Origin of the sequence: Actinomadura luteofluorescens (assembly GCF_013409365.1) — a bacterium.
Lineage (GTDB): Bacteria > Actinomycetota > Actinomycetes > Streptosporangiales > Streptosporangiaceae > Spirillospora > Spirillospora luteofluorescens.
The window spans coordinates 8,947,753-8,973,973 of sequence record NZ_JACCBA010000001.1 but is presented as its reverse complement, the minus strand read 5'-3'; the positions used below and the strand labels follow the sequence as shown (position 1 = coordinate 8,973,973).

Annotated in this window: 19 protein-coding genes; 7 read left to right on the top strand and 12 right to left on the bottom strand. The window is 73.5% G+C overall.

The features are described 5' to 3' along the window. Positions 1-21 precede the first annotated feature (21 nt). The 3 genes from dinB to BJY14_RS41320 all read right to left on the bottom strand — a co-directional run bounded on the left by dinB (position 22) and on the right by BJY14_RS41320 (position 5,393). Positions 22-1,197, bottom strand: a complete 1,176-nt coding sequence (gene dinB, locus BJY14_RS41330) for a DNA polymerase IV (protein ID WP_218905827.1) — start codon at positions 1,195-1,197, stop codon at positions 22-24. 123 nt (positions 1,198-1,320) lie between these two features. Beyond that, positions 1,321-4,245 (bottom strand): glycoside hydrolase family 48 protein, encoded by a 2,925-nt coding sequence (locus BJY14_RS41325; RefSeq protein ID WP_312879720.1) that lies wholly within the window; start codon positions 4,243-4,245, stop codon positions 1,321-1,323. 110 nt (positions 4,246-4,355) lie between these two features. Continuing rightward, a complete protein-coding gene (locus tag BJY14_RS41320) occupies positions 4,356-5,393 on the bottom strand; it encodes a LacI family DNA-binding transcriptional regulator (protein ID WP_179848561.1) in 1,038 nt (345 codons plus the stop codon). 294 nt (positions 5,394-5,687) lie between these two features. Between BJY14_RS41320 and BJY14_RS41315 the strand changes: the two genes are divergently transcribed. Both BJY14_RS41315 and BJY14_RS41310 read left to right on the top strand, forming a co-directional pair. Next, complete coding sequence (locus BJY14_RS41315) at positions 5,688-7,178, top strand: cellulase family glycosylhydrolase (RefSeq protein ID WP_179848560.1); 1,491 nt, start codon at positions 5,688-5,690, stop codon at positions 7,176-7,178. 43 nt (positions 7,179-7,221) lie between these two features. Next, positions 7,222-8,952, top strand: a complete 1,731-nt coding sequence (locus BJY14_RS41310) for a glycoside hydrolase family 6 protein (RefSeq protein WP_179848559.1) — start codon at positions 7,222-7,224, stop codon at positions 8,950-8,952. 152 nt (positions 8,953-9,104) lie between these two features. Here the strand turns inward: BJY14_RS41310 and BJY14_RS41305 are convergent, their stop codons facing one another. The 4 genes from BJY14_RS41305 to BJY14_RS41290 form a co-directional block, all read right to left on the bottom strand. After that, complete coding sequence (locus tag BJY14_RS41305) at positions 9,105-10,184, bottom strand: lytic polysaccharide monooxygenase (protein WP_179848558.1); 1,080 nt, start codon at positions 10,182-10,184, stop codon at positions 9,105-9,107. Between the two features lie 103 nt (positions 10,185-10,287). After that, complete coding sequence (locus BJY14_RS41300) at positions 10,288-11,115, bottom strand: carbohydrate ABC transporter permease (protein ID WP_179848557.1); 828 nt, start codon at positions 11,113-11,115, stop codon at positions 10,288-10,290. Then, positions 11,112-12,116: a carbohydrate ABC transporter permease gene (locus BJY14_RS41295; RefSeq protein WP_179848556.1), complete on the bottom strand. Its 1,005-nt coding sequence runs from the start codon at positions 12,114-12,116 to the stop codon at positions 11,112-11,114. Before BJY14_RS41295 ends, BJY14_RS41300 begins: the two co-directional genes overlap by 4 nt. Next, positions 12,113-13,411: an extracellular solute-binding protein gene (locus BJY14_RS41290; RefSeq protein WP_179848555.1), complete on the bottom strand. Its 1,299-nt coding sequence runs from the start codon at positions 13,409-13,411 to the stop codon at positions 12,113-12,115. The genes BJY14_RS41295 and BJY14_RS41290 overlap by 4 nt, the downstream gene beginning before the upstream one ends. A gap of 268 nt (positions 13,412-13,679) precedes the next feature. On the opposite strand from BJY14_RS41290, the gene BJY14_RS41285 reads away from it, so the two are divergent. The 3 genes from BJY14_RS41285 to BJY14_RS47565 are packed head-to-tail and all read left to right on the top strand — an operon-like array spanning position 13,680 to position 18,579. After that, positions 13,680-14,741, top strand: coding sequence for a LacI family DNA-binding transcriptional regulator (locus BJY14_RS41285; protein WP_179849960.1), 1,062 nt, complete (start codon positions 13,680-13,682; stop codon positions 14,739-14,741). Next, on the top strand, positions 14,738-17,059 hold the full coding sequence (locus tag BJY14_RS41280) for a beta-xylosidase/alpha-l-arabinosidase (RefSeq protein WP_179848554.1): 2,322 nt from the start codon (positions 14,738-14,740) through the stop codon (positions 17,057-17,059). Before BJY14_RS41285 ends, BJY14_RS41280 begins: the two co-directional genes overlap by 4 nt. Then, complete coding sequence (locus tag BJY14_RS47565) at positions 17,056-18,579, top strand: glycoside hydrolase family 43 protein (RefSeq protein ID WP_179848553.1); 1,524 nt, start codon at positions 17,056-17,058, stop codon at positions 18,577-18,579. Before BJY14_RS41280 ends, BJY14_RS47565 begins: the two co-directional genes overlap by 4 nt. Here the strand turns inward: BJY14_RS47565 and BJY14_RS41270 are convergent. Beyond that, entirely contained in the window at positions 18,576-19,781 is a 1,206-nt protein-coding gene (locus BJY14_RS41270; RefSeq protein ID WP_179848552.1) for an ROK family transcriptional regulator, read from the bottom strand. The genes BJY14_RS47565 and BJY14_RS41270 overlap by 4 nt on opposite strands. Positions 19,782-19,873: 92 nt before the next feature. Between BJY14_RS41270 and xylB the strand changes: the two genes are divergently transcribed. After that, positions 19,874-21,256 (top strand): xylulokinase, encoded by a 1,383-nt coding sequence (gene xylB, locus BJY14_RS41265; protein ID WP_179848551.1) that lies wholly within the window; start codon positions 19,874-19,876, stop codon positions 21,254-21,256. Between the two features lie 9 nt (positions 21,257-21,265). Then, entirely contained in the window at positions 21,266-22,423 is a 1,158-nt protein-coding gene (gene xylA, locus BJY14_RS41260) for a xylose isomerase (RefSeq protein ID WP_179848550.1), read from the top strand. A 248-nt stretch (positions 22,424-22,671) separates the two neighbouring features. Here the strand turns inward: xylA and BJY14_RS41255 are convergent, their stop codons facing one another. From BJY14_RS41255 to BJY14_RS41240, 4 genes are read right to left on the bottom strand one after another with little or no spacing between them, the layout of a single operon-like run. Beyond that, positions 22,672-23,880 (bottom strand): ABC transporter permease, encoded by a 1,209-nt coding sequence (locus tag BJY14_RS41255; protein ID WP_312879718.1) that lies wholly within the window; start codon positions 23,878-23,880, stop codon positions 22,672-22,674. Then, a complete protein-coding gene (locus BJY14_RS41250; RefSeq protein ID WP_179848549.1) occupies positions 23,877-24,563 on the bottom strand; it encodes an ABC transporter ATP-binding protein in 687 nt (228 codons plus the stop codon). Before BJY14_RS41250 ends, BJY14_RS41255 begins: the two co-directional genes overlap by 4 nt. Continuing rightward, a complete protein-coding gene (locus tag BJY14_RS47560) occupies positions 24,560-25,603 on the bottom strand; it encodes a peptidoglycan-binding protein (protein WP_179848548.1) in 1,044 nt (347 codons plus the stop codon). The genes BJY14_RS41250 and BJY14_RS47560 overlap by 4 nt, the downstream gene beginning before the upstream one ends. Beyond that, the gene (locus BJY14_RS41240) at positions 25,603-26,133 is read right to left on the bottom strand and encodes a hypothetical protein (protein WP_179848547.1); all 531 of its coding nucleotides are present in this window, start codon (positions 26,131-26,133) and stop codon (positions 25,603-25,605) included. Before BJY14_RS41240 ends, BJY14_RS47560 begins: the two co-directional genes overlap by 1 nt. Positions 26,134-26,221: the final 88 nt, after the last annotated feature.

Below are 26,221 nucleotides of genomic sequence, written 5' to 3'. Positions count from 1 at the left end.
GGCAGGCTCAGCCGGGCGGGCTCAGTCGGGCAGCAGCGGCACCGGGTCGCCCTGGTCCCGGCCGAGCAGCACGGCGCGGGTGATGGCGGACGAGCCGAACCGGTCACGGACGCCGTCGACCGCGCCGTCCACCGCCATCGCCTGGTCGAAGGGCAGGGTGAGCTGGACGGCGCGGTCGTCGTGCAGGTTGCCGAGCGAGAGGCCGATCAGCGTCAGTCCGCGCTCGTCGACCAGTGGCATGGCCGCGGCGAGCAGGCCCCGCGCCGCCGCCAGGACCGCGGAGGTCTCGGCGGTGGCCTGGGCCAGCGTGTGCGAGCGCGTGGCCCGGGCGTAGTCGCCGAACCGCAGCCGGAGGGTGACCGTCCGGCAGACGCGGCGGGCCTTGCGCAGCCGGCCGCCGAGCCGGTCGGCCAGCCCGACGAGCATCGCGTCCAGCTCCGCCGCCGTGCGGGGACGGCGGCCGAGCGCCCGCTGCGCCCCCATCGACCGCCGCCGCACGCCCGCCCGCACGGGGCGCGGGTCGCGGTTGTGCGCCAGCGCGTACAGGTGGCGGCCCGCCCCCGGGCCGAGCATCGACACCAGCGTGGACTCCGGCATGCCGGCCACGTCCCCGACCGTCCGCACGCCGAACCCGGCGAGCTTGGCCGCGGTCGCGGGCCCCACGCCCCACAGCCGCCGCACCGGCAGCGGGCGCAGGAACTCCAGCTCGCCGTCCGGCGGCACCACCAGGAGCCCGTCGGGCTTGGCGACGCCGCTGGCGACCTTGGCGAGGAACTTGGTGCGGGCCACCCCGACCGTGATCGGCAGCCCGACCTCCTCGGCGATCGCGCGCCGCAGCCGGACGGCCACGTCGACGGGCGGGCGGCGCAGCCCGTCGGCGTCGAGGAACGCCTCGTCGATCGACAGGCCCTCCACCAGCGGCGTCGTGGCGCGGAACACCGCGAAGACCGCCTTGCTCGCCGCGCTGTAGGCGCTCATGCGCGGCCGGACGACGACCGCCCGCGGGCACAGCCGGCGGGCCTGCCCGCCGCTCATCGCCGTTCGCACGCCGCAGGCCTTGGCCTCGTAGCTCGCCGCCAGCACCACGCCCGCCCCGACGATCACCGGCCGCCCCCGCAGCGCGGGGTCGTCCCGCTGCTCGACCGACGCGTAGAACGCGTCCAGGTCGGCATGCAGGATCGTCGCACCGGCGGACACGAACATATGTTCGCATACACGGGCGTCGCCCCTGGTGGCGACCCTCGTGGGCGAGCGGAAGGGCCCGCCGCGGCGGACGTCGCGACGGGCCCTCGTTGCGGGTGGGTCACTCGGGCGGATGGGTCACTCGTTGAAGAGGCGGCCGTAGTCGGCCATGGCCAGGGCTATGTCGGCCTGGGCCCAGAAGCGGTGGTAGGTGAACACCGGCGCCGTGGAACTCTGGCCGCTGGCGTACGCCCAGACGCGCGCGTAGTCGGGGTCGCTCTTGTAGAAGGAGCGGATGGACATGAAGGTCGAACTGGAGTTGATCGGGTCGCCGTTCGGCATCTTGCCGCTCCAGCCGGAGGGGACGTAGACCGGGTCGGTGAGGCGCTTGTAGTCGGACCGGGTCTCCTGCACGGAGACGCCCTTGGCGTCGGTGTGCTTCCAGATGGCGTCGAGCAGGTCCTTGGCGGCCTGCTTGGCGGCCGCGTCACCGGACTCGGCGGCGTAGTACGCCAGGGTCTTGGCGTACGCGGCGGCCACGCCGACGTCGTCGGTGTAGTCCTGCACCGAGACGTGCAGGCCGGTGTTGGCGGGCGGCATCCCGGTGGCGGCCGACCAGTTCGCGTCCGGCTGCCCCGTCCACTTGAGGGTGGACGGGATCTTGATGCCGCCGGTGGACGGGTCGACCGTCGTCTGCGACAGCGCCCAGGAGACCCACTTGTCGAGGATCGCCTTGGCGGACGCGTCTCCGGTGACCTGGTAGTACTCGGCCACGCGCTCCATCGACCACGCCTGGAAGCCGAACCACTGGTTGCTCGGCGGGTCGTGGTAGACGGGCTGCCAGTCGTAGGCCATCCCGAAGAACTCGGTCAGGCCGGCCGGGGGCGCGCTGTAGCTGCCCTCCCAGCTGTTGGTGACGCCTCCGGCGATCGCGCCCTCGGCGGACTGGAGCCACTTGTAGAGCTGGAGCTGCCGGGTGAGGCTCTTGCCCCAGTCGGCCTTGGCCGTCGCGCCCTTGGGCGCGAGCGCGGCATCGTTCACCAGGGCGTAGGCGGCCAGGGGGTTCTGGTAGCCGAAGTGCGAGGCGCCGTCGCCGATGCGCCACGCCCAGCCGGCGTTCGTGTCGTTCGCGCCGCCCCACGCGTAGTACCAGGACAGCAGGTAGTGCTCGCTGTCCTTGCCCGACCCGGCCGGGCAGGACGAGGGCGAGTCGCAGTCGCCGATCTTCTTGAAGTACTTGTCGAAGAACGAGTAGCGCAGGTAGTCGCCCATCTTGCCCGCCTTGGCCACGGTGGACGAGACGTCGCCGGACTTGCCCTGGTCCTTGGCCCAGGCGTTCGCCCAGTACGCGGCCTGGATGGCGCGCGCGTCGGCGTCGGGCGCGTCGGTGAACTTCCACTGCTTGGCGTAGGACGAGTCCTTGATGAACAGGTCGAGGTAGCCGTTGGTGCCGCCGAAGGCGAACTTGTCGCACGTCGGCTGCGGGACGGTCTCGAACACCGACTCCTGCGCACCGCGCTGGTAGGTGTTGATGTAGGAGGGGCCGTCCGCGCTCGGGCCCTGCTCGCAGCCGCCGCCGGGCGTGTTGCCGTACCCGTAGACGTTGTCCACGTCCTGCAGCCAGTGCATGCCGTAGATGTCGTCGGTGCCGTAGGCGGACTTCAGCTCGCTCGCGATCGGGTCCTGGCCGACCGGGACGCTGCCGTCGATCAGCGACGGGTAGTCGCTCACCTCCGGGTGCTCGGCGGCGTAGGTGGCGGGCTTGGAGGCGTTGTAGAACGAGTTCGTCGGCTGGTCCGCGTGCGTCGGGATCATGTACTTCTCCATCAGCGCCCAGGAGGCGTTGAAGGGGGCCCAGTTCTGCGTGACCTTGCCGTACATGGCCTCCAGCCAGATCAGGTAGCTGTAGGCCTCCGACGTCGTCTCGTGGCCGTGGTCGGGGGCCTCGACCATGAACGTCTCCACCGAGTGGTACGGGATGCCCTCGGGGCTGAAGTAGCCGTTGGCCGGGTCCTTGATCTTGTTGTACTGGTCGAGGAACCGCTGGGTGTAGGTGCCGCCGGAGTTCGCCACCTCGGTCGCGGTGACCTTGGCCGCCGCGTAGCCGGACGCGGTGGAGGTGAAGGTCGCCTGGCCCGTCCCGGAGGCGTCCGCGGTGATCGTCACGTTCTGGGCGGTGGACCAGTTCTGCGGCGTGAAGGTCAGCGTCCCGCCGCCGGTCACCGACAGGCCGGTGTTGCCCGCGGTCCGGGTCGTCGTCACGGTCACCGTCGTGGACGGGGCCTGCGACAGCTTCACCGCGTACGCGGCCTTGGCGCCCTGCGCGACGGTCAGCGCGGCCGGGCTCGCCACGACGCTCGCCGCGGCCGTCACCGTGACGCCCACCGGCGCCGACTCGGCCGTCGCCCCGGTGCTGTCGGTCACCCTGGCGTAGACGGAGTAGGAACCGGCCGCGGTGGGCGTCCAGGTCATCCCGTACGGGGCGGTGGTGTCGGCGGCGCCGAGCGACCCGTCCTGGTCGAAGAACTCGACCTTGGACACGGTCGCGCCGGACCCGGCCGCCGCGGTGGCGGCGATCGGCACCGCGGCGCCCACCGAGTACGTCGCGCCGGCGGACGGGCTCGTCAGCGCCACCGTCGGAGCGGACGAGCTCTGGTTGCACGGGGTGCCGTTGAGGCTGAACGCGGTGGGGTCGGTGTTCGTCCCGCTGTAGGTGAACTGCGCGCCGACGTTCACCGAGGCGCCGGAGGCGAGCGTCCTGTTCCAGCTCTCGTTCTCGGCGGTGACCTGCCGGCCCGACTGCGACCACTTCGCCGACCAGCCGCTCGCCAGCTTCTGGTCGCCCGAGTAGGCGTAGGTCAGCTTCCAGCCGTCGAGCGCGTCGCCCTGGTTGGTGATGTCGATGCTCGCGGTGAAGCCGCCGCCCCAGTCGTTCTTCTTGTAGACGACCTTGCACGCCGCCGCGGCGGCGTGCGCCGGGGCCATCACGCCCAGGCCGCCGCACAGCAGGGCCAGCGTCGCGCTCACCGCCGTGAACGCGCGCCATCGTTGGTGTCTTCTCACCTGTGTTCCTTCCTGTCGCGCCCGGCGTCCGGGCATGGCGGTCTCCACCACCGGCGGTGCACGGCGGTGGTGGAGATGCGAAGGGCGGGGACCGCTCCGGCCCCGGTCCGTCAGCCGGACTCCCGGATGATCAACTTGGTGCGCAGCACGACGCCGCGCTCGGTGTTCGGCCTGCCGCCGGTGCAGGCGCGCAGCTCGCGCGCCAGCCGGGCGCCGAGGTCCTCGGCCGGCTGCCGGACGGTCGTCAGCCGGGGGCGGACCTGCTGGGCGACCGGGGCGTCGTCGAACCCGACGACCGCGACGTCGTCGGGGACGCGGCGGCCCGCCCGGCGCAGCGCGCTCAGCGCGCCGACCGCCATCTGGTCGGACGCGGCGAGCACGGCGTCGACGTCCGGCCGGCGCTCCAGCAGGCGGCGCATCGCGCGCTCGCCGGACAGCCGGCCGAAGTCGCCCTGGCAGACCAGCCCGTTGACGCCCATCCCGGCCTCGCGCGCCGCGAGCCGGTAGCCGGCGAGCCGGTCCACGGCGGCGCCCATGTCGGCCGGCCCGGTGATGGTACCGATCCGGCGGCGGCCCGAGGCCAGCAGGTGCCGGACGGCGGCGTGCGCGCCGCCCCGGTTGTCGACGTCGACGTACGGCAGCGCCACCTCGTCGAGGGGGCGCCCGGCGAGCACCACCGGGGCGCCGGCGGCGGCCTGCACGAGCGGGGCGACCTGGTCGCGGCGGGCGCCGACGAGCAGCACGCCCTCGGCCCGCCCGCCGCGCAGGTAGCCGGTGGTCGCCCGCCACTCGTCCGCCCGGCCGGCCATGAGGAGGACGAGCGGCGCGCGGCCGCCGAGCTCGCGGCGCACGCCCCACAGCAGGCGCGCGAAGAACGGGTCGCCGAGGACGCGGCAGCCGTCCTCGCAGACGACGGCGGCGATGGTGCCGGACGACTCCCGGTCGGGAGGGCCGCTGCGGCGCCGGACGTAGCCGAGCCGCTCGACCGCCGCCTCGACCTGAAGGCGGGCCGCCCTGCTGACGCGCGCGGACCCGTTCAGGACGCGTGACGCCGTGGCCGGCGACACGCCGGCCAGCTGCGCGACGTGGGCGAGGGTGGGCGGTCGGTCGGGGAGGGCGGGGTCGTGCGGGGGGTGGGTGACGGTCACGCTTGCGGCACTCCCTTCGGGGGTTCCCGGCCTTTCGAGGGGGTGGACCGGGTCGGGAGTAGTGGGAGCGCTCCCAAGAATCTGTTCGGAGGCGCATCGTGTCAAGGGGTCGCGAGGAAACCGAATTCGGGGACCGCCCGGACCCGCCGCTCACCGCGCGCGCAAGGCGCCGTGAAATTTCGTGAAAGGAATGGAACAAGGCTTCCCTCCCGCGTCCGAGCCGTTCTACGTTCACCGCAGTCCAGGAGTGGGAGCGCTCCCAAGCTCTATCGTCCGATGTGAAGGCGGAGATCCATGAGATCGCTTTCCCCGCGCACCGCCGCGGTGGCCGCGCTGACCGGCGCGATCTGTGCCGCGGGCTCGCTCGTCGCGGGCACCGGGACCGTGCTCGGCGCGCCGCCGGCCCGCGCCGCGGTCGCCTGCGAGGTCGGCTACACCGTCAACGACTGGGGCACCGGCTTCACCGCCGCCGTCACGATCACCAACCGGGGCCCGGCCGTGAACGGCTGGACGCTGACGTACTCCTACACCGGGAACCAGCGCCTCACCGGCGGATGGAACGGCCGGTGGACGCAGTCCGGCAAGACCGTCACGGTCGCCAACGAGAGCTGGAACGCGGCCCTCGCGACCGGAGCGTCCGCGCAGGCCGGAGCACAGTTCGCCTACAGCGGCGCGAACGCCGCGCCGACCGCCTTCGCGCTCAACGGGACGGCCTGCAACGGCGGCGGCGAGCCCACCGATCCCCCGACCACTCCCCCGCCCGGCGGCGCCGCCCCCAAGCTGAAGGTCTCCGGCAACAGGTTCGTGGACGCCGCCGGCGCCGCGGTGCGCCTGCGCGGGGTGAACCGTTCCGGCGGCGAGTTCGCCTGCGTCCAGGGGAACGGCATCTGGGACGGCCCGATGGACGCGGCCTCGGTGGCCGCGATCAGGAACTGGAATGTCAACGCCGTCCGGGTGCCGCTCAACTCCGACTGCTGGCTGGGCTTGGACAACGTCGATCCCGCCTACCGCGGAACCGCCTACCAGAACGCCATCAGGAATTACGTGGGGCTGCTCGAAGAGAACGGCATCACGCCCATCCTGGAACTGCACTGGAGCCGCGGATTGTGGACGGGCTATGACAGCCATTGCCAGACCGCGGCCGCGGAATGCCAGAAACCGATGCCGGACGCGCAGTACGCGACGGAATTCTGGAAGCAGCTCGGCACCGCCTACAAGGGCGACACGGCGGTCGTGTTCGACCTGTTCAACGAGCCGTACCCGAACAACCTCCAGACCATGGACTACGCCCAGTCGTGGAAGTGCTGGCGCGACGGCGGCTCCGCCTGCACGGGCCTGACCTACGAGGCGGCCGGGATGCAGGACCTCCTCGACGCCGTCCGCGCCACCGGCGCGCAGAACGTCGTCATGGTCGCGGGCAGCAGCTACTCCAACGACCTCGGCCAGTGGCTCGCCCAGAAGCCGTCCGACCCCACGGGGAACCTGGCGGCCGCGTGGCACTCCTACAACTTCAACTACTGCAAGGACGCGTCCTGCTGGGACCAGCAGATCGCGCTGGTGGCCGCGCAGGTCCCGCTCGTCGCCGGCGAGATCGGCGAGAACACCTGCGGCCACTCCTACGTCGACTCGCTCATGACCTGGCTGGACGCGCGCGGAGCGTCCTACCTCGGCTGGACGTGGAACACCTGGGACTGCTCCAGCGGCCCGTCGCTGATCAGTTCCTACGACGGCACCCCGACCGCCTACGGCGCCGGACTACGCGACCACCTGCGCTCCGCCCGCTGAGCCCCCCGCAAGAAGCCCACCCCAACCAGATGGAGGAATCCGGATGAAACACCCCCCCGCGCGCAGCGGCCGCGGCGCCCTGCGCCGCGGCGCGGCGGCCGCCTCGGTGGCCGCGCTGCTCGCCTCAGGCACGGTCGCGCTGGCCCAGGCCCAGGCCAGCGCGGCCGCCGGCTGCAAGGTCGACTACACCACCAACGACTGGGGCACGGGCTTCACCGCCTCGGTGACGGTCACCAACCTCGGCGACCCGATCAGCGGCGGCTGGACGCTGGAGTGGGACTTCGCCGGCAACCAGCAGGTGACCTCGGGCTGGAACGGGACGTTCGCGCAGTCCGGCAAGCACGTCACCGTGAAGAGCCCGAGCTGGGCCCAGACGCTGGCGACCAACGCGACGGCCAACCCCGGCTTCCAGGGCACCTACTCCGGCACCAACCAGGCACCGGCCCAGTTCAAGCTGAACGGGACCGTCTGCACCGGGTCGGCGGGACCGACCGACCCGCCCACCGACCCGCCCACCGATCCGCCTCCGGGCAACCGCGTCGACAACCCCTACGCCGGGGTGAAGGCGTACGTGAACCCCGAGTGGTCGGCCAAGGCGGCGGCCGAGCCCGGCGGCAGCGCGGTGTCCAACCAGCCGACCGGCGTGTGGCTGGACAGGATCGCCGCGATCCAGGGGGCGAACGGCTCCATGGGCCTGCGCGCCCACCTCGACGAGGCCCTCGACCAGGGCGCCGGTGTGGTCCAGCTCGTCGTCTACGACCTGCCCGGGCGTGACTGCTCCGCGCTGGCGTCCAACGGCGAGCTCGGCCCGGACGACCTCGACAAGTACAAGACGCAGTTCATCGACCCGATCGCGGGGATCCTCGGCGACGCGAAGTACGCCGGCCTGCGGATCGTCACGGTCGTGGAGATCGACTCGCTGCCGAACCTCATCACCAACGCCGGAGGCCGGCCGACCGCCACCCCGGACTGCGACACCATGAAGGCCAACGGCAACTACGAGAAGGGCGTCGCCTACGCGCTGCAGAAGCTCGGCGCCCTCTCCAACGTCTACAACTACCTCGACGTCGGCCACCACGGCTGGATCGGCTGGGACGACAACTTCGCCCCGACCGCGCAGCTGCTCGCCACCGTCGCGCAGGCGTCCGGCTCCAAGGGCAACGTCGCCGGGTTCATCACCAACACCGCCAACTACGGAGCCCTGCAGGAGCCGTACTACACCATCAACGACAGCGTGAACGGCACGTCCGTCCGCCAGTCCAAGTGGGTCGACTGGAACCGGTACGTCGACGAGCTGTCCTACGCGCAGGCGTTCCGGCAGGAACTCGTCAAGGACGGGTTCGACTCGGGCATCGGCATGCTGGTCGACACGAGCCGCAACGGCTGGGGCGGCGCGAACCGCCCGACCGGCCCCGGCCCGAAGACCAGCGTGGACGCCTACGTGGACGGCAGCCGGACCGACCGGCGCATCCACCTCGGCAACTGGTGCAACCAGGCGGGCGCGGGCCTCGGCGAGCGGCCCAAGGCGGCCCCCGCCGCCGGCATCGACGCCTACGTGTGGATGAAGCCCCCGGGCGAGTCGGACGGCGCCAGCAAGGAGATCCCGAACGACGAGGGCAAGGGCTTCGACCGGATGTGCGACCCCACGTACACCGGCAACCCGCGTAACAACAACAACATGAGCGGCGCGCTGGCGGACGCCCCGCTGTCCGGGCACTGGTTCTCCGCCCAGTTCCAGGAGCTGCTCAAGAACGCCAACCCGCCCGTCCGGTAACCGGCCACCACGGAAACGGCCCCGTGACCCCGCTCCGGTCACGGGGCCTCTCCCGTCCTGGGGGTGCCCCGGAAAGGGAGCGGGGTGCCCCGGAAAGGGAGCGGCCCACGGCGTCCCCTGTCGGACGCCGCGGGCCACGTTCCGTTCTGGCCTCAGGAGGTCATGCAGTGGGGTTCGAGCGCGGTCGGGGAGCTCGGCGCCTTCACCGTGAACCCGAACGTGGTCGACGCGCCCACGGCGAGAGCGCCGTTGTAGTTCGCGTTGCTGACCGTGACGTCCGGGCCGGACTGCGTGTAGGTGCCGTTCCACAGGCTGTCGACCGTCTCGCCGTTGGCGAAGGTGAAGTGGGCCATCCAGCCGGCGAGCGGGAGCGTGCCGGTATTGGTGACGGTGATCTCGCCCTGGTAGCCGCCGTTCCAACCGCCGATGGAGCGGTACCCGGCCTTGCAGACCTTGCCCGGGTCGCCGGGCGGGTCCGTGGGCGGGTCGGTGGGCGGGTCGGTCGGTCCGCCGCCGTCCTCGCCGACGCCGGTCACCTCGCCGTTGCCGCCGTCGAAGACGACGTCGGAGCAGCCGTAGAACGTCTCGTTGCTGTCCGAGCGCTGCCACACGGTGTAGAGGAGGTGGCGGCCGCTCTTGCCGGACGGCAGCCTGGCGTTCCAGTGGTAGTAGGCGTCCTCGTTGCCGGGCGAGCCGACGCTCGGCGGGTCGGTGACGCTGTAGAACGGCTGGTCCTCCAGGTCGTCCCAGCTGAGGGGCCTGGTCGGGCTCCAACTGTCCTTGGTGATGTAGGTACGGAACGTTCCGGGATGGGCCGCCCACTTGTTGTAGCGGAACTCGATGCCGGCGCCGGAGGTCAGGTGCGTGACCGGCCAGTCGTCGCGGGCGAGGTCGTAGCCGCTGAAGTCGTAGACGACCGCGCCGCCGCTGCACAGCTTCCCGTCGGGGATGAAGCCGCGGGTGCGGCCGGCCCCGTCCGAGCGCAGGACGGCGAACCAGTTGTAGAGCGAGTTGGGGCCGCTCTGCGCGACCGCCGCCGCGCAGGCCGGGTTGTGCGGGACGATCTGCCCGGTCGTGCTCAGGCCGTCCTTCCAGCACAGGTAGGTGCGGCTGCCGGGCACCATCATCGCGCCGTGCGCGGACGCCGGCGCGGCCGTCAGCAGCGCGCCGGCGATCATCGCGGGGCCGAGCACCGCCCCCGCGGCCAGTGCCCTTCGTCTTCGCTTGCCCATGTTCCTCCCGTCACCGGGCCGAGGAGAGTCCTGTCCAGCGGACGCTAACCCCGCCCCGCGCGGCCGGTGAACGGGCCTTTCAGGCTTTCATCGGCCGCGGGGCTCAGCCCTTCGTGGCGCCCGCGGTGAGACCTCCGATCAGCTGGCGCTCGGCCACCGCGTAGAAGGCGACGGCGGGCACCATCGCCAGCACGATGTAGGCGATGACGAGCGCGTAGTTCGTCGAGTACTGCCCCTGGAACTGCTGGATGCCGACGGGGATCGTCTGCCACTTCGGGTCGGCCAGGACGAGCAGCGGGAGGAAGAAGTTGTTCCAGCTCGTCACGATGGCGAGGACGGACACCGTGCCGAGGGCGGGCCTGGCCATCGGCAGCAGGATGCGCCAGAAGAACCCGAACCGGCTGCAGCCGTCCATGATGGCGGCCTCCTCCAGCTCCGCGGGGATCGTCCGGAAGAACGAGCGCAGGATGATGATCGTGATGGGCAGCGCGAACGCGGCCTGCGGCAGGATGACCCCGAGCGGGTCGTCCAGCAGCCCGAACGAGCGCAGCAGGACGAACAGCGGGAGCACCGCCACGGCGGGCGGGAACATCAGGCCGGCCGCGAACAGCGTGAAGAAGAACTCCCGGCCCCGGAAGGCGTAGCGGGCGAAGGCGAACGCCGCGAGCGCCGCCGCCGCGACGGTGAGCACCGTGGTGGCCACGGCGATCATCACGCTGTTGCCGATCTGCCGCCAGAAGTCGCCGGACGACAGGATGCCCGTGTAGTTCGACACCTTCCAGGGCGAGGGGAGCCCGACCGGGTCCGTGGTGAGGTCGCCCGTGGTCTTGAAGCCGGAGACGACCGCGTACAGCAGCGGCACGACGATGAAGGAGCCGAGCACCCAGACCAGGGTGTGCCGGGACGCGCTCCGCGCGAGGCTTGCCCTCATCGGCGGCCTCCCGCGGAGGTGACGGCGCCCTGCAGGTCGCGGCGCAGCGCGTAGCGCTGGTAGAGCAGGGAGAAGACCATGCTGATGAGGAACATGGCCACGCTGATCGCGCTCGCGTAGCCCATCTGGTACCGCTTGAACCCGAACTGGAACATGGTGACGGCCATCGTCTCCGTGGAATGCGTCGGCCCGCCGGTCGTGGTGACCCACACGAGGTCGAACAGCTGGATCGAGCCGATGACGGACAGGAACACGCTGATCCGCAGCGTCGGCGCGAGCAGCGGCAGCGTGACGCCGCGGAATCTCCGCCACGGGCCGGCCCCGTCGATCGAGGCCGCCTCCAGCACCTCCGGCGGGATGCCCTGCAGCCCGGCGAGGTAGATCATCATGTGGAAGCCGAAGTACTTCCAGGTCATGACGGCGAACAGCGTGGGCAGCGCGGTGCCGGCGTCGGAGAACCAGCCGCCTGCGAGGCCGCCGACGAGCGGCAGGTCCCGGACGAGCGTGTCGGCGAGCCCGGTGCCCGGCAGGAAGATGATGCCGAACAGCACTCCGGCGATCACCTCGGACAGGATGTAGGGCGCGAAGAAGACCGCCCGGTAGACGGCGCGGCCGCGCATCCGCTGGTTCAGCAGGACGGCCGTGCCGAGCGCGACCGGCAGCTGGACGGCGATCGACAGGACGACCAGGAAGAGGCCGCGCCACAGGTCGCCGCGGAAGACGGGGTCGCCGGCCAGCTTCCGGTAGTTGTCCAGGCCGGCGAAGTCCTCCGGCCGGCCGAAGCCGCCCCAGGTGAAGAAGCTCGTGTAGAACGCGACGAAGATCGGGATCAGCACGAAGAACAGGAACAGCAGCAGCGCCGGGAGGAGGAACCAGGTGGCGGACATCCAGCCGCGCAGCCGCCGGCCCGCCGGCGCGCCGCGGGCCCGCCCCCGCGGGGCCCGCACGGCGGGCCGCGGCCGGTCGTCGGTCGGGGCGGACCCGCGGAACGTGGAGGTCATTGGCTCTTGGCCGCCTTGGTGACCTGCCGGGTGACCTCTTCCGGAGTGCCCTTGCCGCCGACGAGGGCGGCGACGCTGTCGTTGACCTGCTGCCCGACGGCGGGCGGGAAGGCCTGGTCCAAATAGAGCTGGAACCCGCTGGAGCCGTCCAGCGCCTGCGCGACCTGCTTGCGGTTCGGGTCGTCCAGCGCGCTCTCGGCTCCCTTGACGACGGGCATGAAGGCGCCCGAGGAGACGAGCTTGCGCTCGTTCTCGGCGTTCATCAGGAACGTCAGGAAGTCCAGTGCCTCCTTGGGGGCGCCCTTGCTGAGCGCGTGGCCGTTGCCGCCGCCGAACACGTCGGTCACCGCGCCCTGGCCTCCGTCGACGGTCGGGAACGGGAACCAGCCGAGGTCGTCGCCGATGCCCTTGCCGGAGGCGTCCTTCTCCACCGACGGGGCCCACTGCCCCATCAGTTCCATGCCGGCCTTCCCGGCGCCCATGGTGGCGGCCTGTCCGCCGGGCGCGTCGTAGCCGGCGTTCTGGAAGCCGCTCTGGAAGGGCTGGAGGTCGACCAGTTCCTTGAGGTGCTGTCCGGCCTGGACGAACGCCGGGGCGGTGAAGTCGTTGGACTTGGCGGCCTGCTCCATCGCGGGCATGCCGCCGACGCGCATCGCCAGGTAGGCCCAGTAGTAGTGGCCGGGCCACTTGTCCTTGCCGGCCAGCGCGACGGGGGTGACCCCGGCGCCCTTCAGCTTGCGGACGGCGTCCAGGAGCTCCGCCCAGGTCTTCGGGGTGTCCTTGATCCCGGCCTTGGCGAAGTGCCGCTTGTTGTACCAGAAGCCCACCATGCCCATGTCGTACGGGACGGCGTAGGTCTTGCCGTCGAACTGGTAGGCCTTCTGCGACACCGGCGTGATGGTGCCGAGCAGGCTCGCCCCGTCGGAGGTGATGTCCTTCACCAGCCCCGCGTCGACCTGCTGCTTGAGCACGCCGCCGCCCCACGTCACGAAGACGTCCGGCAGTTTCCCGGAGGCGACCAGCGCCGTCATCTTCGACTTGTAGGCCTCGTTCTCCAGGTTGGTGAGCTTGATCCTGACGTTCGGGTGCGCGGCCTCGTAGGCCTTGGCTATCTGCGGATAGAGCGACTTGGACGGCTCGGTCGTCGCGATGTCCATCCACTCGACGGTCACCTTGCCTCCCGATCCGGAGTCGCCGTCGCCGCAGGCGGCGAGCAGGGGCGCGGCGGCGGCCAGGACGGCGCCCGCGGAGACTGCGGTGAGGAGGGAACGGCGCGACAGCGGTGGGATGCCCATGATGGCCTCCTGGATCGGGGGGTGGGCTCGGCCGGGAGCGGTGGGACGGGACCGCTCGTTCGAAACTTTTCGAAATTCTTCGGGCTTGCCGTTGCCGTGGAACTCTAAGAAAGGGCCCCCTCACGGTCAAGGCTTCGACCGCGAGTGACCTAAATGAAACGCTTGATAACTCCTGGACCGGGACTAGGAGCGAGCGAAACATTGCGATACTGTTCGCAATCGTTTCCTCGGGGAGGAGAGAAGCGTGCCCGTGCGCACCACCGACGAGATGCCGGACCCCCCGTCCCGGCCGACCCTGGCACTGATCGCGTCCGAGGCGGGGGTGTCCCCCGCCACGGTCTCCAAGGTCCTCAACGGCCGTACCGACGTGGCCGCCGCGACCCGCGAGCGCGTTGAGGCGCTGCTGCGCACCCACAACTACCCGGGCCCCGGCGGGTCCCGGCGCGCCCGCAGGTCCGGCCTGATCGACCTGGTCCTGGCCGGGCTGGACAGCCCCTGGGCGGTGGAGATCCTGCGCGGGGTGGAGGCCGAGTGCGCCGAGCACGGCACCGGCGTGGTCGTCTCGCTGGTGCGCGAGGACGACGCCCGGCCGCCGAGCTGGCAGAACCTGCCCGCGCTGCACCACAGCGACGGGGTCATCCTGGTGACGTCCCGGATGACGCGCCGCCAGCGCGAGCAGCTGGAGCGGGCCGGCGTCGGGCTCGTCCTGGTCGATCCGGTGAACCTGCCGGACGCCGAGATCGCCAGCGTCGGCGCCACCAACTGGGCGGGCGGGCTGGCCGCGACCGAGCACCTGATCGGGCTCGGCCACCGCCGCATCGCCATGATCGGCGGGCCCGCCGACATGCTCTGCACGCAGGCCCGCGTGGACGGCTACCGGACCGCGCTGGAGCGCGCCGGGATCGAGGTCGACCGCGAGCTCGTCCGGTACGGCGACTTCCACCACCGGGGCGGCTACGCCCGCACCCGGGAGCTGCTGGCGCTGCCAGAGCCGCCCACCGCGGTCTTCGCGGGCAGCGACGAGCAGGCCATGGGCGCCTACCAGGCGGCCCGGCTCGCCGGGCTGCGCATCCCCGAGGACCTGAGCGTCGTCGGCTTCGACGACCTGCCCACCTGCGAGTGGCTGTCGCCGCCGCTCACGACCGTCCGGCAGCCGCTGGAGGAGATGGGCCGCGTCGCGGCCCGCACCCTGCTCCAGCTCCTGGACGGACGGCCGCCGCTGACCCCCCGCGTGGAACTGGCCACCGACCTGCGCGTGCGCGCCTCCACCGCGCCGCCGCCCCCGGTCCCGCCGTCCCCCACCTCGCCGCCCCCCACGGAGGAGCGATGACCGAAGCCGTCCCGGCCCCGAGCGCGGTCCGCGGTCCCTGGCAGGACCGCGGGCTGCCGGTCGCCGAGCGGGTCGCCGACCTGCTGGCCCGGATGACACCCGAGGAGAAGGCGGGGCAGCTCGCCGGTTTCTGGGCGGTCCCGGCCGGGCCGGGCGAGCCCGTGGCGCCGATGGAGGACGACTCCCACGAGACCGCCCCGCGCCTGGAGGAGATCCTGGACCGCGGCCTCGGCCAGCTCACCCGCGTGTTCGGCACCGTGCCGGTCGCGGCGGCCGAGGGCGCCTCCCGCCTCCGCGAGCTGCAGGGCCGCGTCGCCGCGGGCAACCGGTTCGGCATCCCGGCGATCGCGCACGAGGAGTGCCTCAACGGCTTCATGACGTGGGGCGCCACCGTGTTCCCCAGCCCGCCCGCGTGGGGCGCCACCTTCGACCCCGACCTGGTCGCGGAGATGGCCGCCGCGATCGGGTCGAGCATGCGCGCGGCAGGCGTCCACCAGGGGCTCGCGCCCGTGCTGGACGTCGTCCGCGACGCCCGCTGGGGCCGCACGGAGGAGTGCATCGGCGAGGATCCGTATCTCACCGGCGTGCTCGGCACGGCCTACGTGAGGGCCCTGGAGCGGTCCGGCATCGTCACCACGCTCAAGCACTTCGCCGGCTACTCCGCCTCCCGCGCCGGGCGGAACATGGCGCCGACGCCGATCGGCCCGCGCGAGTTCGCCGACGTCGTGCTGGAGCCGTTCGTGATGGCGGTGCGCGACGGCGGCGCCCGCTCGGTCATGCACTCCTACACCGACGTGGACGGGATGCCCGCCGCGGCCGACGAGCGCCTGCTGACCGGTCTGCTGCGCGAGGAGCTCGGCTTCGCGGGCGTCGTCGTCGCCGACTACTTCGGCATCTCGTTCCTGGAGAGCCGGCACCGGGTGGCCGGGTCGCGCGGCGAGGCCGCCGCGCTGGCGCTGCGCGCCGGGATCGACATGGAGCTGCCGACCGTCCGCTGCTACGGCGATCCGCTGATCGAGATGGTCCGGCGGGGGGACGTGCCCGAGGATCTCCTCGACCGCGCCGCCGGCCGCGTCCTGACGCTCAAGGCCGAGCTCGGGCTCCTGGACGGCGCGCCCGCCGGGGACGCCGCGGCGGAGCCGGACCTCGACCCTCCGGAGCACAGAGCGCTGGCCCGGCGGCTGGCCGAGGAGTCGGTCGTCCTGCTGGCGAACGACGGCGTGCTGCCGCTGCGCTCCGGCGCCGGTGTGGTGCTGGCGGGGCCGCTGGCGGACGACCCGTTCGCGATGCTGGGCTGCTACACGTTCCCGAGCCACGTGGGCCGCCAGCATCCGGAGATGCCGCTCGGCGTGCGGATCCCGACGCTGGCGGACGCGGTGCGCGCCGAGCTGCCCGGCGTGCGGGTCGCGGGCTCGCACGACGTGTTCGTCGCCGAGGACGCCGACATCGAGGCGGCCGTCGCGGCGGCGCGCGAGGCCGAGGTGTGCGTGCTCGCCCTCGGCGACCGGGCGGGGCTCTTCGGCCGCGGCACGTCGGGCGAGGGCTGCGACGCCGAGACGCTCGCGCTGCCGGGACGGCAGGCCGAGCTGGCCGCGGCCGTCCTGGACACCGGAACGCCCACGGTCATCGTGATGCTGACCGGGCGCCCGTACGCGATCGAGGCCCTCGCCGACCGGGCCGCCGCCGTCGTGCAGGCGTTCTTCCCCGGCGAGGAGGGGGGCGGAGCCGTCGCGGGCGTCCTGTCGGGCCGGGTCGCGCCGTCGGGGCGGATGCCGATCAGCGTGCCGCGCCGCGCGTCCGGCCCGCCGGTCACCTACCTGCGGTCGCTGATGGACGGCGGGCACGACTGGAGCGTGGTCGACCCCGTCCCCCTCTACCCGTTCGGCCACGGGCTGACCTGGACCTCGTTCGAGTACGGGGACCTGCGCGCGGACGAGCGCGCGGCGACCGACGGGGCGGTGACGGTCAGCGCGGTCGTCCGGAACACCGGGGAACGCGCCGGAACGGAGGTGGCGCAGCTGTACCTGTCCGACCCGGTCGCCTCGGTGGTGCGGCCCGCGCGCTGGCTCGCCGGGTGGGCCAGGGTCCGGCTGGAGCCGGGCGAGGCGGCGCGGGTCGCGTTCCGGGTGCACGCCGACCGGACCTCCTTCACCGGGCCGGACCTGCGGCGCATCGTCGAGCCCGGCGTCATCGAGGTCTCGGTGGGACGCTCGAGCGCCGACCTGCCTCTACGCGGCGCGTTCACGCTCGACGGGCCCGTCCGCGAGCTCGGCCCGGACCGCGTCCTCACCGTCCCGGTGGAGGTCACCCCGCTGTGAGCGCGTTCGCCAATCCCGTCCTGCCGGGTTGCCACCCCGACCCGTCGGTCTGCCGCGTGGGGGCCGACTTCTACCTCGTGACGTCGACCTTCGAGTGGTTTCCCGGGCTGCCGGTGTTCCACAGCCGCGACCTCGTGCACTGGCGTCAGATCGGGCACGCGCTCGACCGGGCCGGGCAGCTGCCGCTGGACGGCGTCCCGGCGTCCGGCGGCCTGTACGCGCCGACGCTGCGCCACCACGACGGCACCTTCTACCTGGTCTGCACGCTGGTGGACGGGACGCGGTGGTCGGGGCACTTCGTGATGACCGCGTCCGATCCCGCCGGGCCGTGGTCGGACGCGCACCGGCTGGACGGCGACGGCATCGACCCGTCGCTGTTCTTCGACGACGACGGCCGCGCGTGGTGCACCGGCACCCGGCCCACGGACCGCTACGAGGGCCACACCGAGATCTGGCTGCGCGAGTTCGACCCGTCCGCCCTCGCCCTGACCGGCGACGAGCACGTGATCTGGGACGGCGCCGTGAAGGGGGCGATCTGGTCCGAGGGCTCCCACCTCTACAAGATCGATGACCGGTACGTGCTGCTCACGGCCGAGGGCGGCACCGCCCACGACCATGCCGTGACGGTCGCCCGCGCCGATGCCGTCACGGGCCCCTACGAGGGGAACCCGCGCAACCCGGTGCTCACGCACCGCAACCTCGGGGCCGGGCATCCGATCGTCGGGGCCGGGCACGCCGACCTCGTGGACACGCCGGACGGCGAGTGGTGGATGGTGCTGCTCGCGATGCGCCCGCACCACCTCGACCGGTGCGCCCTCGGCCGGGAGACGTTCCTGACCCCGGTCACCTGGGAGGACGGCTGGCCGGTGACCGGCGGGCGGGTCGAGCCGAACCACCCGTCCCCGTCGCTGCCGGCGCACCCGTGGCCGGCCGCCCCGGCCTGCGACCACTTCGACGGGCCCGAACTGGGCCCGGCCTGGAACATGCCGCGGACGCCGCGCGAACGCTGGTGGAGCCTGACTGAGCGCCCCGGGCACCTGAGGCTTCGCGCCCGTCCGGAAACGCTCGCCGACGTGGCCAACCCGTCGTTCCTCGGGCGGCGCCAGCAGCACCCGGACTTCGCCGCGTTCACCTCGCTCGACTTCGCACCGGCCGGTGATGAGTGGGCCGGGCTCGCCCTCGTCCAGAACAACGACTTCCACGTCCTGCTCGTGTCCACGAGCCAAGGGCTGCGCCTGGTCAAACGCGAGCAGGGGGTCGAGACCGTGCTCGCCGCGGGCCCCGCCGTCCCGGGGCCCGTCCGGCTGGGCTTCGAGGCGCACGGACGCTGGTACCAGGCGTTCTACGGCGCGGCGCCGGACGAGTGGACCCCGCTCGGCGGCCCGGTGGACGGCGACCTGCTCAGCAGCCAGGTCGCGGGCGGTTTCACCGGCGCCTACATCGGCCTCTACGCCACGTCCAACGGCCGGACGGGCGGCGGCCGCGCCGACTTCGCCTGGTTCGAGTACCGGCCCCTCTAGAGGAGCAGCGCCGGGTCGGCGATCACGCGTTCCACGACGAGGCCCGCGGCGCCGAGGACCGCGGCGCCCTCCGCCAGGCCGGAGACCTCGACCGGGGGGACGCCGCGCCGCAGCGAGCCCGGCCCCTCCGCGAGGACGCCTTCCAGCGGGGGCCGGATCCAGGCGGCGAGCGGGGAGAACACCCCGCCGAGCACGATGGTGTCCGGGTCGATCAGGTTGACGGCCGAGGCGAGCGCGCCGCCGAGCGCGCGGCCCGCCCGGGTCACCGCGTCCAGCGCCGCCGCGTCGCCGGCGCTCAGCCGGTCGACCAGCCTGCCCACCGATCCCCCGGGCCCGGCGGCCGGCCGCGTCACCGGCAGGCCCGCCGCGCGCAGCATCGCCTCCTGGCCCGCGATCTGCTCCAGGCAGCCGCGCCCGCCGCAGGAGCACGCGGGACCCGACGGGTCGGCGACCAGATGCCCGAGCTCCCCCGCGAAGCCGTGCGCGCCGCGGAACACCCGCCCGTCCACGACGATGCCGGCACCGATCCCGATCTCCCCCGAGACGTGCACGAAGTCGCCGAACCGGGCGCCGTCGCCGAACCACAGCTCGCCGAGGGCCGCGAGGTTGGCCTCGTTGTCGTACTCGGCGGGCAGCGCCGCGGCGAGGCCCGGGGCGCCGGTGACGGGCACGTCCGTCCAGCCGAGGTTCGGGGCGTGCCGCACCACCCCGTTCTCGCGGTCGAGCAGTCCGGGCAGGGCGACCGCGGCGCCGGCGACGGTCAGGCCCTGCTCCGCGGCGGCGGCGACCGCCTCGCCCGCCAGCGCGGACAGCGCGGCGAGCACGGCGCCGGGCTCGCGGTCGCGGTTGTCGGCGCTGACGACGTGCCGGTAGCGGACCTGCTTGGCGAGGTCGAGGACGCAGGCGGCGAGGTAGTCGACGTTGACCTCCAGACCGAGCCCGGCCGCGCCGTCGCCGTGCACGGACACGCCCACCCCGGGGCGCCCCCGCTCCCCCTCGTGCACCGGGGCGCCGTCCCGCACCAGGCCGGCGCCCTCCAGCAGGGAGACGAGGTTGGACACCGTCGTCTTGGTGAAGCCGGTGAGCTCGGCCAGGCGCGCCCGGGTCACGGGCTGGTGGCGGGCCACGTGCTCCAGCACGACGGCGAGGTTCCGCTCGCGCATCGTCGCGTGCCGGACGGGGGCGTTGGCGGACTTCGTCATGGATGAACCCTAAATGAATCACGTGTATAGGCAGGGCACGGGCCCTCTGCTAGGTTAATTAGTCCAAGCTCTTTACGAAAGGCGGGACGCGGATGCCCGAGAGGCTGGTCGCGGGCGTCGACTCCTCGACGCAGTCGACGAAGGCCGTGCTGTGCCGGGCCGCGGACGGCGCCGTGGTCGCGACGGCCTCCGCCCCGCATCCGGACGGCACCGAATGCCACCCCGACCACTGGTGGAGCGCGCTGACCCAGGTCGGCGACCTGCTCGAACGCGCCGACGCGGTGGCCGTCGCCGCCCAGCAGCACGGCATGGTCGCGCTCGACGGCGCGGGCGACCCCGTCCGCCCCGCCCTGCTGTGGAACGACACGCGCTCGGCGCCGCAGGCCCGCGACCTCGTCCAGGAGCTCGGCGGCGCGAAGTCCTGGGCGGAGCGGACCGGCAGCGTGCCGCTGGCGTCGTTCACGGTGAGCAAGCTGCGCTGGATGGCCGAGCACGAACCGGACCGCGCGCGCCGCACCGAGCAGGTCATGCTCCCCCACGACTGGCTGACGCTGCGGCTCGGCGCGTCCGAGCCGGTGACCGACCGGGGCGACGCGTCCGGCACCGGCTACTGGTCCCCCGCGACCGGCGCGTACCTGCCGGACGTGCTGCGCGCGGCGCTCGGCCGCGACGCCGCGACGCCCCGCGTCGCCGCCCCCGGCGAACGCGTCGGCGAGACGGCCTGGGGCGCGGCCCTCGGCCCCGGCACCGGCGACAACATGGGCGCCGCGCTCGGGCTCGGGCTGGAGCCCGGCGACGTCGTCGTGTCGATCGGCACGTCCGGCACGGCGTTCGCGGTCGCCGCGGAGCCCGCGGCCGACGCCTCCGGGCTGGTCGCGGGATTCGCCGACGCGACCGGCCGGTTCCTGCCCCTCGTCTGCACGCTGAACGCCGCGCGGATCCTGTCGGCCGCCGCCGCCATGACCGGGGCCGCGCTGGACGAGCTGTCCGCGCTGGCCCTCGCCGCCGAGCCCGGCGCGGGCGGCCTGACGCTGCTCCCCTACCTCGACGGCGAGCGCACCCCCGACCGGCCCGACGCCAGCGGGGTGCTCGCGGGGCTCACCACGTCCAACGCGACGCGGGAGAACCTCGCGCGGGCCGCCGTGGAGGCCCTGCTGTGCTCGCTCGCCGACGCCGTCGACCATCTCGCCGCGCAGGGCGTCCGGCCGCGCCGCGTCCTGCTGATCGGGGGCGGCGCCCGCGCCGGAGCCGTCCGCGCCCTCGCGCCGGCGATCTTCGGGACGCCGGTGACCGTCCCCGAGCCCGCCGAGTACGTCGCGCTCGGCGCCGCCCGCCAGGCGGCCTGGGCCCTCGCCGGGACTCCGGAACCGCCCGCCTGGCCGGCGCCGCCCGCGACCGAGCACACCGCCGACCGCACCGATGCCGGGGTCCGCGCGCGCTACGCGGCGCTGCGCGACACCGCCCCGCAGATCTGAGGAGGAACCATGAGCGACTACACCCCCACGCCCGAGGACCGCTTCTCGTTCGGCGTCTGGACGGTCGGCTGGCAGGGCGTCGACGTGTTCGGCCCCGGCACCCGGCCGCCGATGCCCGCCGACCGCGCCGTCCGCGAGCTGGCCGAGATCGGCGCCTACGGCGTGAACTTCCACGACAACGACGTGTTCGACTTCGACGCCACGCCCGCCGAGCGGCAGGGCGCGATCGACGCGTTCCGGAAGGCGCTGGACGAGACGGGCCTGGTCGTCACCACCGCCACCACCAACCTGTTCGGCCACCCGATCTTCAAGGACGGGGCGTTCACCGCCAACGACCGCGACGTCCGCCGGTTCGCGCTGCGCAAGGTCATGGACAACCTGGACCTGGCCGCCGAGCTCGGCGCTCGCACCTACGTGTGCTGGGGCGGGCGGGAGGGCGCCGAGTCCGGGGCCGCCAAGGACGTCCAGGCCGCGCTGGACCGCTACAAGGAGGCGTTCGACGTCCTCGGCGCCTACGTCGCCGACCAGGGCTACGACCTGCGCTTCGCGATCGAGCCGAAGCCGAACGAGCCGCGCGGCGACATCCTGCTCCCCACGATCGGCCACGCGCTCGCGTTCATCCAGACCCTGGAGCGCCCCGACACCGTCGGCCTGAACCCCGAGGTCGGGCACGAGGAGATGGCCGGGCTGAACTACGCGCACGGCCTGGCGCAGGCGCTGTGGCAGGGCAAGCTGTTCCACATCGACCTCAACGGGCAGCACGGCCCCCGCTACGACCAGGACCTGCGGTTCGGCGCCGGCAACGCGCGCGGCGCGTTCTGGGTCGTCGACCTGATCGACCGGAGCGACTACGACGGCCCGGTCCACTTCGACTTCAAGCCGCCGCGCACCGAGGACGACCGGGGCGTGTGGGAGTCGGCGGCCGCCTGCATGCGCAACTGGCTGATCCTGCGCGCGAAGGTCCGCGCGTTCCGCGCCGACCCCGACGTCCAGGACGCCCTGCGCGAGGCGAAGCTCGACGAGCTCGCCCAGCCCACCCTGGCCGACGGCGAGGACTGGCGCTCCGTCCGCGACGCCACCGCCGACGCCGACGCCCTCGGCGCCCGCCGCACCGCCTTCGAGCACCTCGACCAGCTCGCCCTGGAGCACCTCTACGGCGTGAGGTGACTGTGTCTTCCCAGGGGGGCGACCCCCTGGAACCCCCGTTGCGAGCCGGGCGATCCTCACGCCACCGTGCGGGCGTGTTGTGCCCGTGCGGATTGTGGCGTGTCGCTGCGGTCGCCCGGCTCGACGGGTCGGGCGACCTCCAGGCGCCAGAGCGCCTTACGGCCGCCCGACCCGCGGCAGTGGTCGAGCTTCCTATCTGGTGGCTGGCCTTCCTAGTGGCCGGGCTCCATTCGTGGGGTCGGGTGGTGCTACGGGGCGGCCAGTGCCTCGGTGGGGGCCAGGCGGGCTGCGCGTAGGGCGGGGTACAGGCCCGCGACGCCGCCTATGAGGAGGGTGGCGAGGATGCCGCCGGCCATCGCCCAGACCGGGACGACGGTCGGCCAGCCCTGGGTCGTCGCGAAGACGGCGGTGACCACGATGCCCGCGGCCACGCCGCCGACGCCGCCCAGCACCGCCAGCAGCTGCGACTCGGCGAGGAACTGGAGCCGGATCTGGCCCCGGGTCGCGCCGAGGCTGCGGCGCAGGCCGATCTCGGCGCGGCGCTCCAGGACGGAGATCACCATCGTGTTCGCGACGCCGACGCCGCCGACCAGCAGCGCGACGCCGCCGAGCCCGAGGAGCAGGCCGGTGAACGCCCGGTCGCCCGCCTGCTGGGCGGCCAGCGCGTCCGAGGGACGGCTGACCTCGACTTCGTTCGGCGCCTGCGGGTTCGCGGTCGCGGCGAGCAGGTCCCGCACCTTCACCACGGCGTCCTCGCGGGCCCGCGTGTAGACCGTGGTCGGGTGGCCGTCGAAACCGAGGCGGGACGCGGCCGCGCCCCAGCCGACGAGCGCGGCGGAGTCCAGCTCCGGCGCCAGCTGGTTCGGTTCCAGGACGCCGACGACGGTGAACCACTGGGACCCGAGCCACACCTGCACGTTCGGTGTCGAGACCCCGAGCCGGTCAGCGGCCGCCGACCCGAGCACGACGGCCGGGTACTTCGCCGTCCCCGCGTTGAGCCAGGTGCCGGCGGCCATCGTGAGGCCGACGGTCCGCGGCAGGTCGAGGCGGGAGGCGAGGACGCTGATGCCGCCGCTCTCCCCCACCGGGATGTGGTCGTTGCGGTAGACGGCGGTGTCCTCCAGCTTCGCCGTCGCCGACGCCGACCGCACGTCCGGCATCCGCGCCACCATGCCGACCGACTCCTCGGGCAGCTTGGCGTCCCCGCCGAACAGGTCCCGGCCGGGGCCGGCCGTGAGCAGGTTGGTGCCGAGCCGGTCGAGGGTCGCCTGGAGCTGCGCGCGGCTGGAGGTCGAGATGCCGACCACGCCGATCATCGCGGCGATGCCGATCGCGATGCCGAGGGCGGAGAGGAACACCCGCATCGGCCGCGACCGCAGGCCCGCGGCGCCGACGCGCAGCACGTCGCCGGGGCCGAGCCTCGCCGGGGCGGCCCCGGCGGCGGTTCTGTCGATCACGGCGCCCCCACCCGCGCGTCGTCGTGCACGATCCGGCCGTCGCGCATCCGCACCTGCCGCGGCAGCATCGCGGCGATGTCCCGGTCGTGCGTGATCAGGACGACGGTCGTGCCGCCGCCGGACAGCTCGCGCAGCAGGTCCAGGACGCCCGCGCCCGACGCCGAGTCCAGCGCGCCGGTCGGCTCGTCCGCCAGCAGCAGCGCGGGCTCCCCCACCACCGCGCGGGCGATCGCGACCCGCTGGCGCTCGCCGCCCGACAGCTGGTGCGGCCGGTGGCCGAGGCGGTGCCCGAGCCCGACGCGCTCCAGCGCGCGGCGGGCCCGGCCGCGCCGCTGCGGCAGCGGCACGCCCCCGTACAGGAGCCCGTCGGCGACGTTGTCGAGCGCGCTCACGCCCGCGGCGAGGTGGAACTGCTGGAACACGAAACCGATCCGCCGGGCCCGCAGCGCGGACAGGCGCCGGTCCGGGAGGCGTGACACGTCCCCGCCCTCGACGAGGACGGTGCCGGCGCTCGGCCGGTCGAGCGTGCCGAGCAGGTGCAGCATCGTCGACTTCCCCGAGCCGGACGGCCCGACGATCGCGAGGAGCTCGCGCTCCGCCACGGTCAGCGACACCCCGTCCAGCGCGGTGACCCCGCCCGGGTAGGTCTTGGTGACCTCCCTGAGCTCCACGACCGGGGTCATGACGGCACCCCGACCTTCATGCCCTGCGCGAGGCCCGCTCCGGAGACCTCGACGCGGCCCTCGGTGAACACGCCGGTCTCCACCGGCACCGTGCGGACCCGCCCGTCCTGGACGACCTGGACGGCGTAGCCGCCGTCGCCCTGGGCGATCAGCGCGCCGATCGGCACGGCGAGGACGCCGGGATGCCGGTTCGCGGTGAGGTGCACCTCGACGGGCGCCTTGTCGTAGGAGCCGAGCTTCGCGCGGCCGGCGACCGCGATCTCGACCGCCACGGTGGCCGGCTGGTCCTGCGCCCCCGCCTTGGCGACCTTCCCGACCGAGGAGATCCGCCCGGTGACGGTGTCGCCGGACGGCAGTTCGACCTCCGCCTCCGCGCCCTTCTTCGCGAGCCGCTGGTACTCGACGTCCAGGTCGACGGACACGACCCGGGTCGTGCCGGTGTAGGTGAGGACGGGTCCGCCGACGCGGTCGCCGACGTCGGCCTTGCGCTCGGCCACCCGGATCCGGCCGGACGCGACGACGGCCGCGCCGGGGGCGACCCGGCCGGACTCGTCGACGCCGAGGGCCTCCTGCCAGCGCCGCACGGCCGCGGCGGTGGCGGCGTCGTAGGTCCTGTCGACGGTGAACCCCGTGTAGCCGAGGGCGCGCAGGTTCCGTTCGAGCTGCAGGACGTCGGAGCCCTTCGTCCCTGCGGCGAGCGTCCTGTAGAGCGGCAGCCTGCCGTACAGGAGGGGCACCGGCCTGTCGTCGACCCGGTACACCGCCCTGCCCCTGGACACGACCGACCCGGGCCCGGCCAGCCAGGTGAAGGTGCCGCGCCCTGCGCCGGCGACGGTGCGGGCCCCGCCGTAGCCGAGCGTGCCGTCCACGTCCTGCGTCTCGGTGAGCGTGGTGCGCTCGATCGCCGCCGTCGCGGGCGGCAGGGTGCCGCGGGCGGCGGCGGGGTCGCCGCCCCCGCCGAGTCCGACCGTCGCGAGCCCCGCGCCGCCGGCCACGACCACGCCGGCGGCACCGAGGACGACGGTGCGCGTCCTGGCCACTAGTCGCCGCCCCGGGTCGTCGTCGCGAAGCCCCCGCCGCCGGGCGAGAACTTGGCGCAGGCCTTCTGCGCGTTCTTGAACTTCTGGCCTTCCGGGTTCAGCCCGGTGCCCTTCCCGGCCTGGATCTTGATGCCGCCGCTCGGCTCGGGGTCGGGGAACGCGCCGATGCCGTTGTCGCGCATGCACTTGGAGAACGCGCGCATCTTCGCCAGTTCCTCCGGCTTGGGCTTGGGCGGCTTCCCGCCGTTCGGCATCAGGTGCGCGCACTTCTTCTGCGCCGCCTGGAGGCCGCGATCGGTCTCCGGCCCGCCCTTGCCCGGGCCGCCCGGCCCGGCGGAGGCCCGGATCTCGATCCGGCCGTCCTTCGGGTCGGGCATGTCCACCCCGTTGGCGCGCATGCACCGGGCGAACTCGCGCATCTTCTGGTCGTCGCTTGCGGCCTTGGCGGTGCCGCCTCCACCCCCGCCCCCGCAGCCCTGCAGGGCGAGGGCGGGGACGAGCGCCAGCGCGGCGAGCGTACGTCGTCGCATCGGGTCGTCTCCTCGTCGTCTCCGCCGGCCCGTGCGCCGGCGGCGAGCGCAAGTCCAGCCCGCGGCCGATAACGCCGGCGTAACCGGA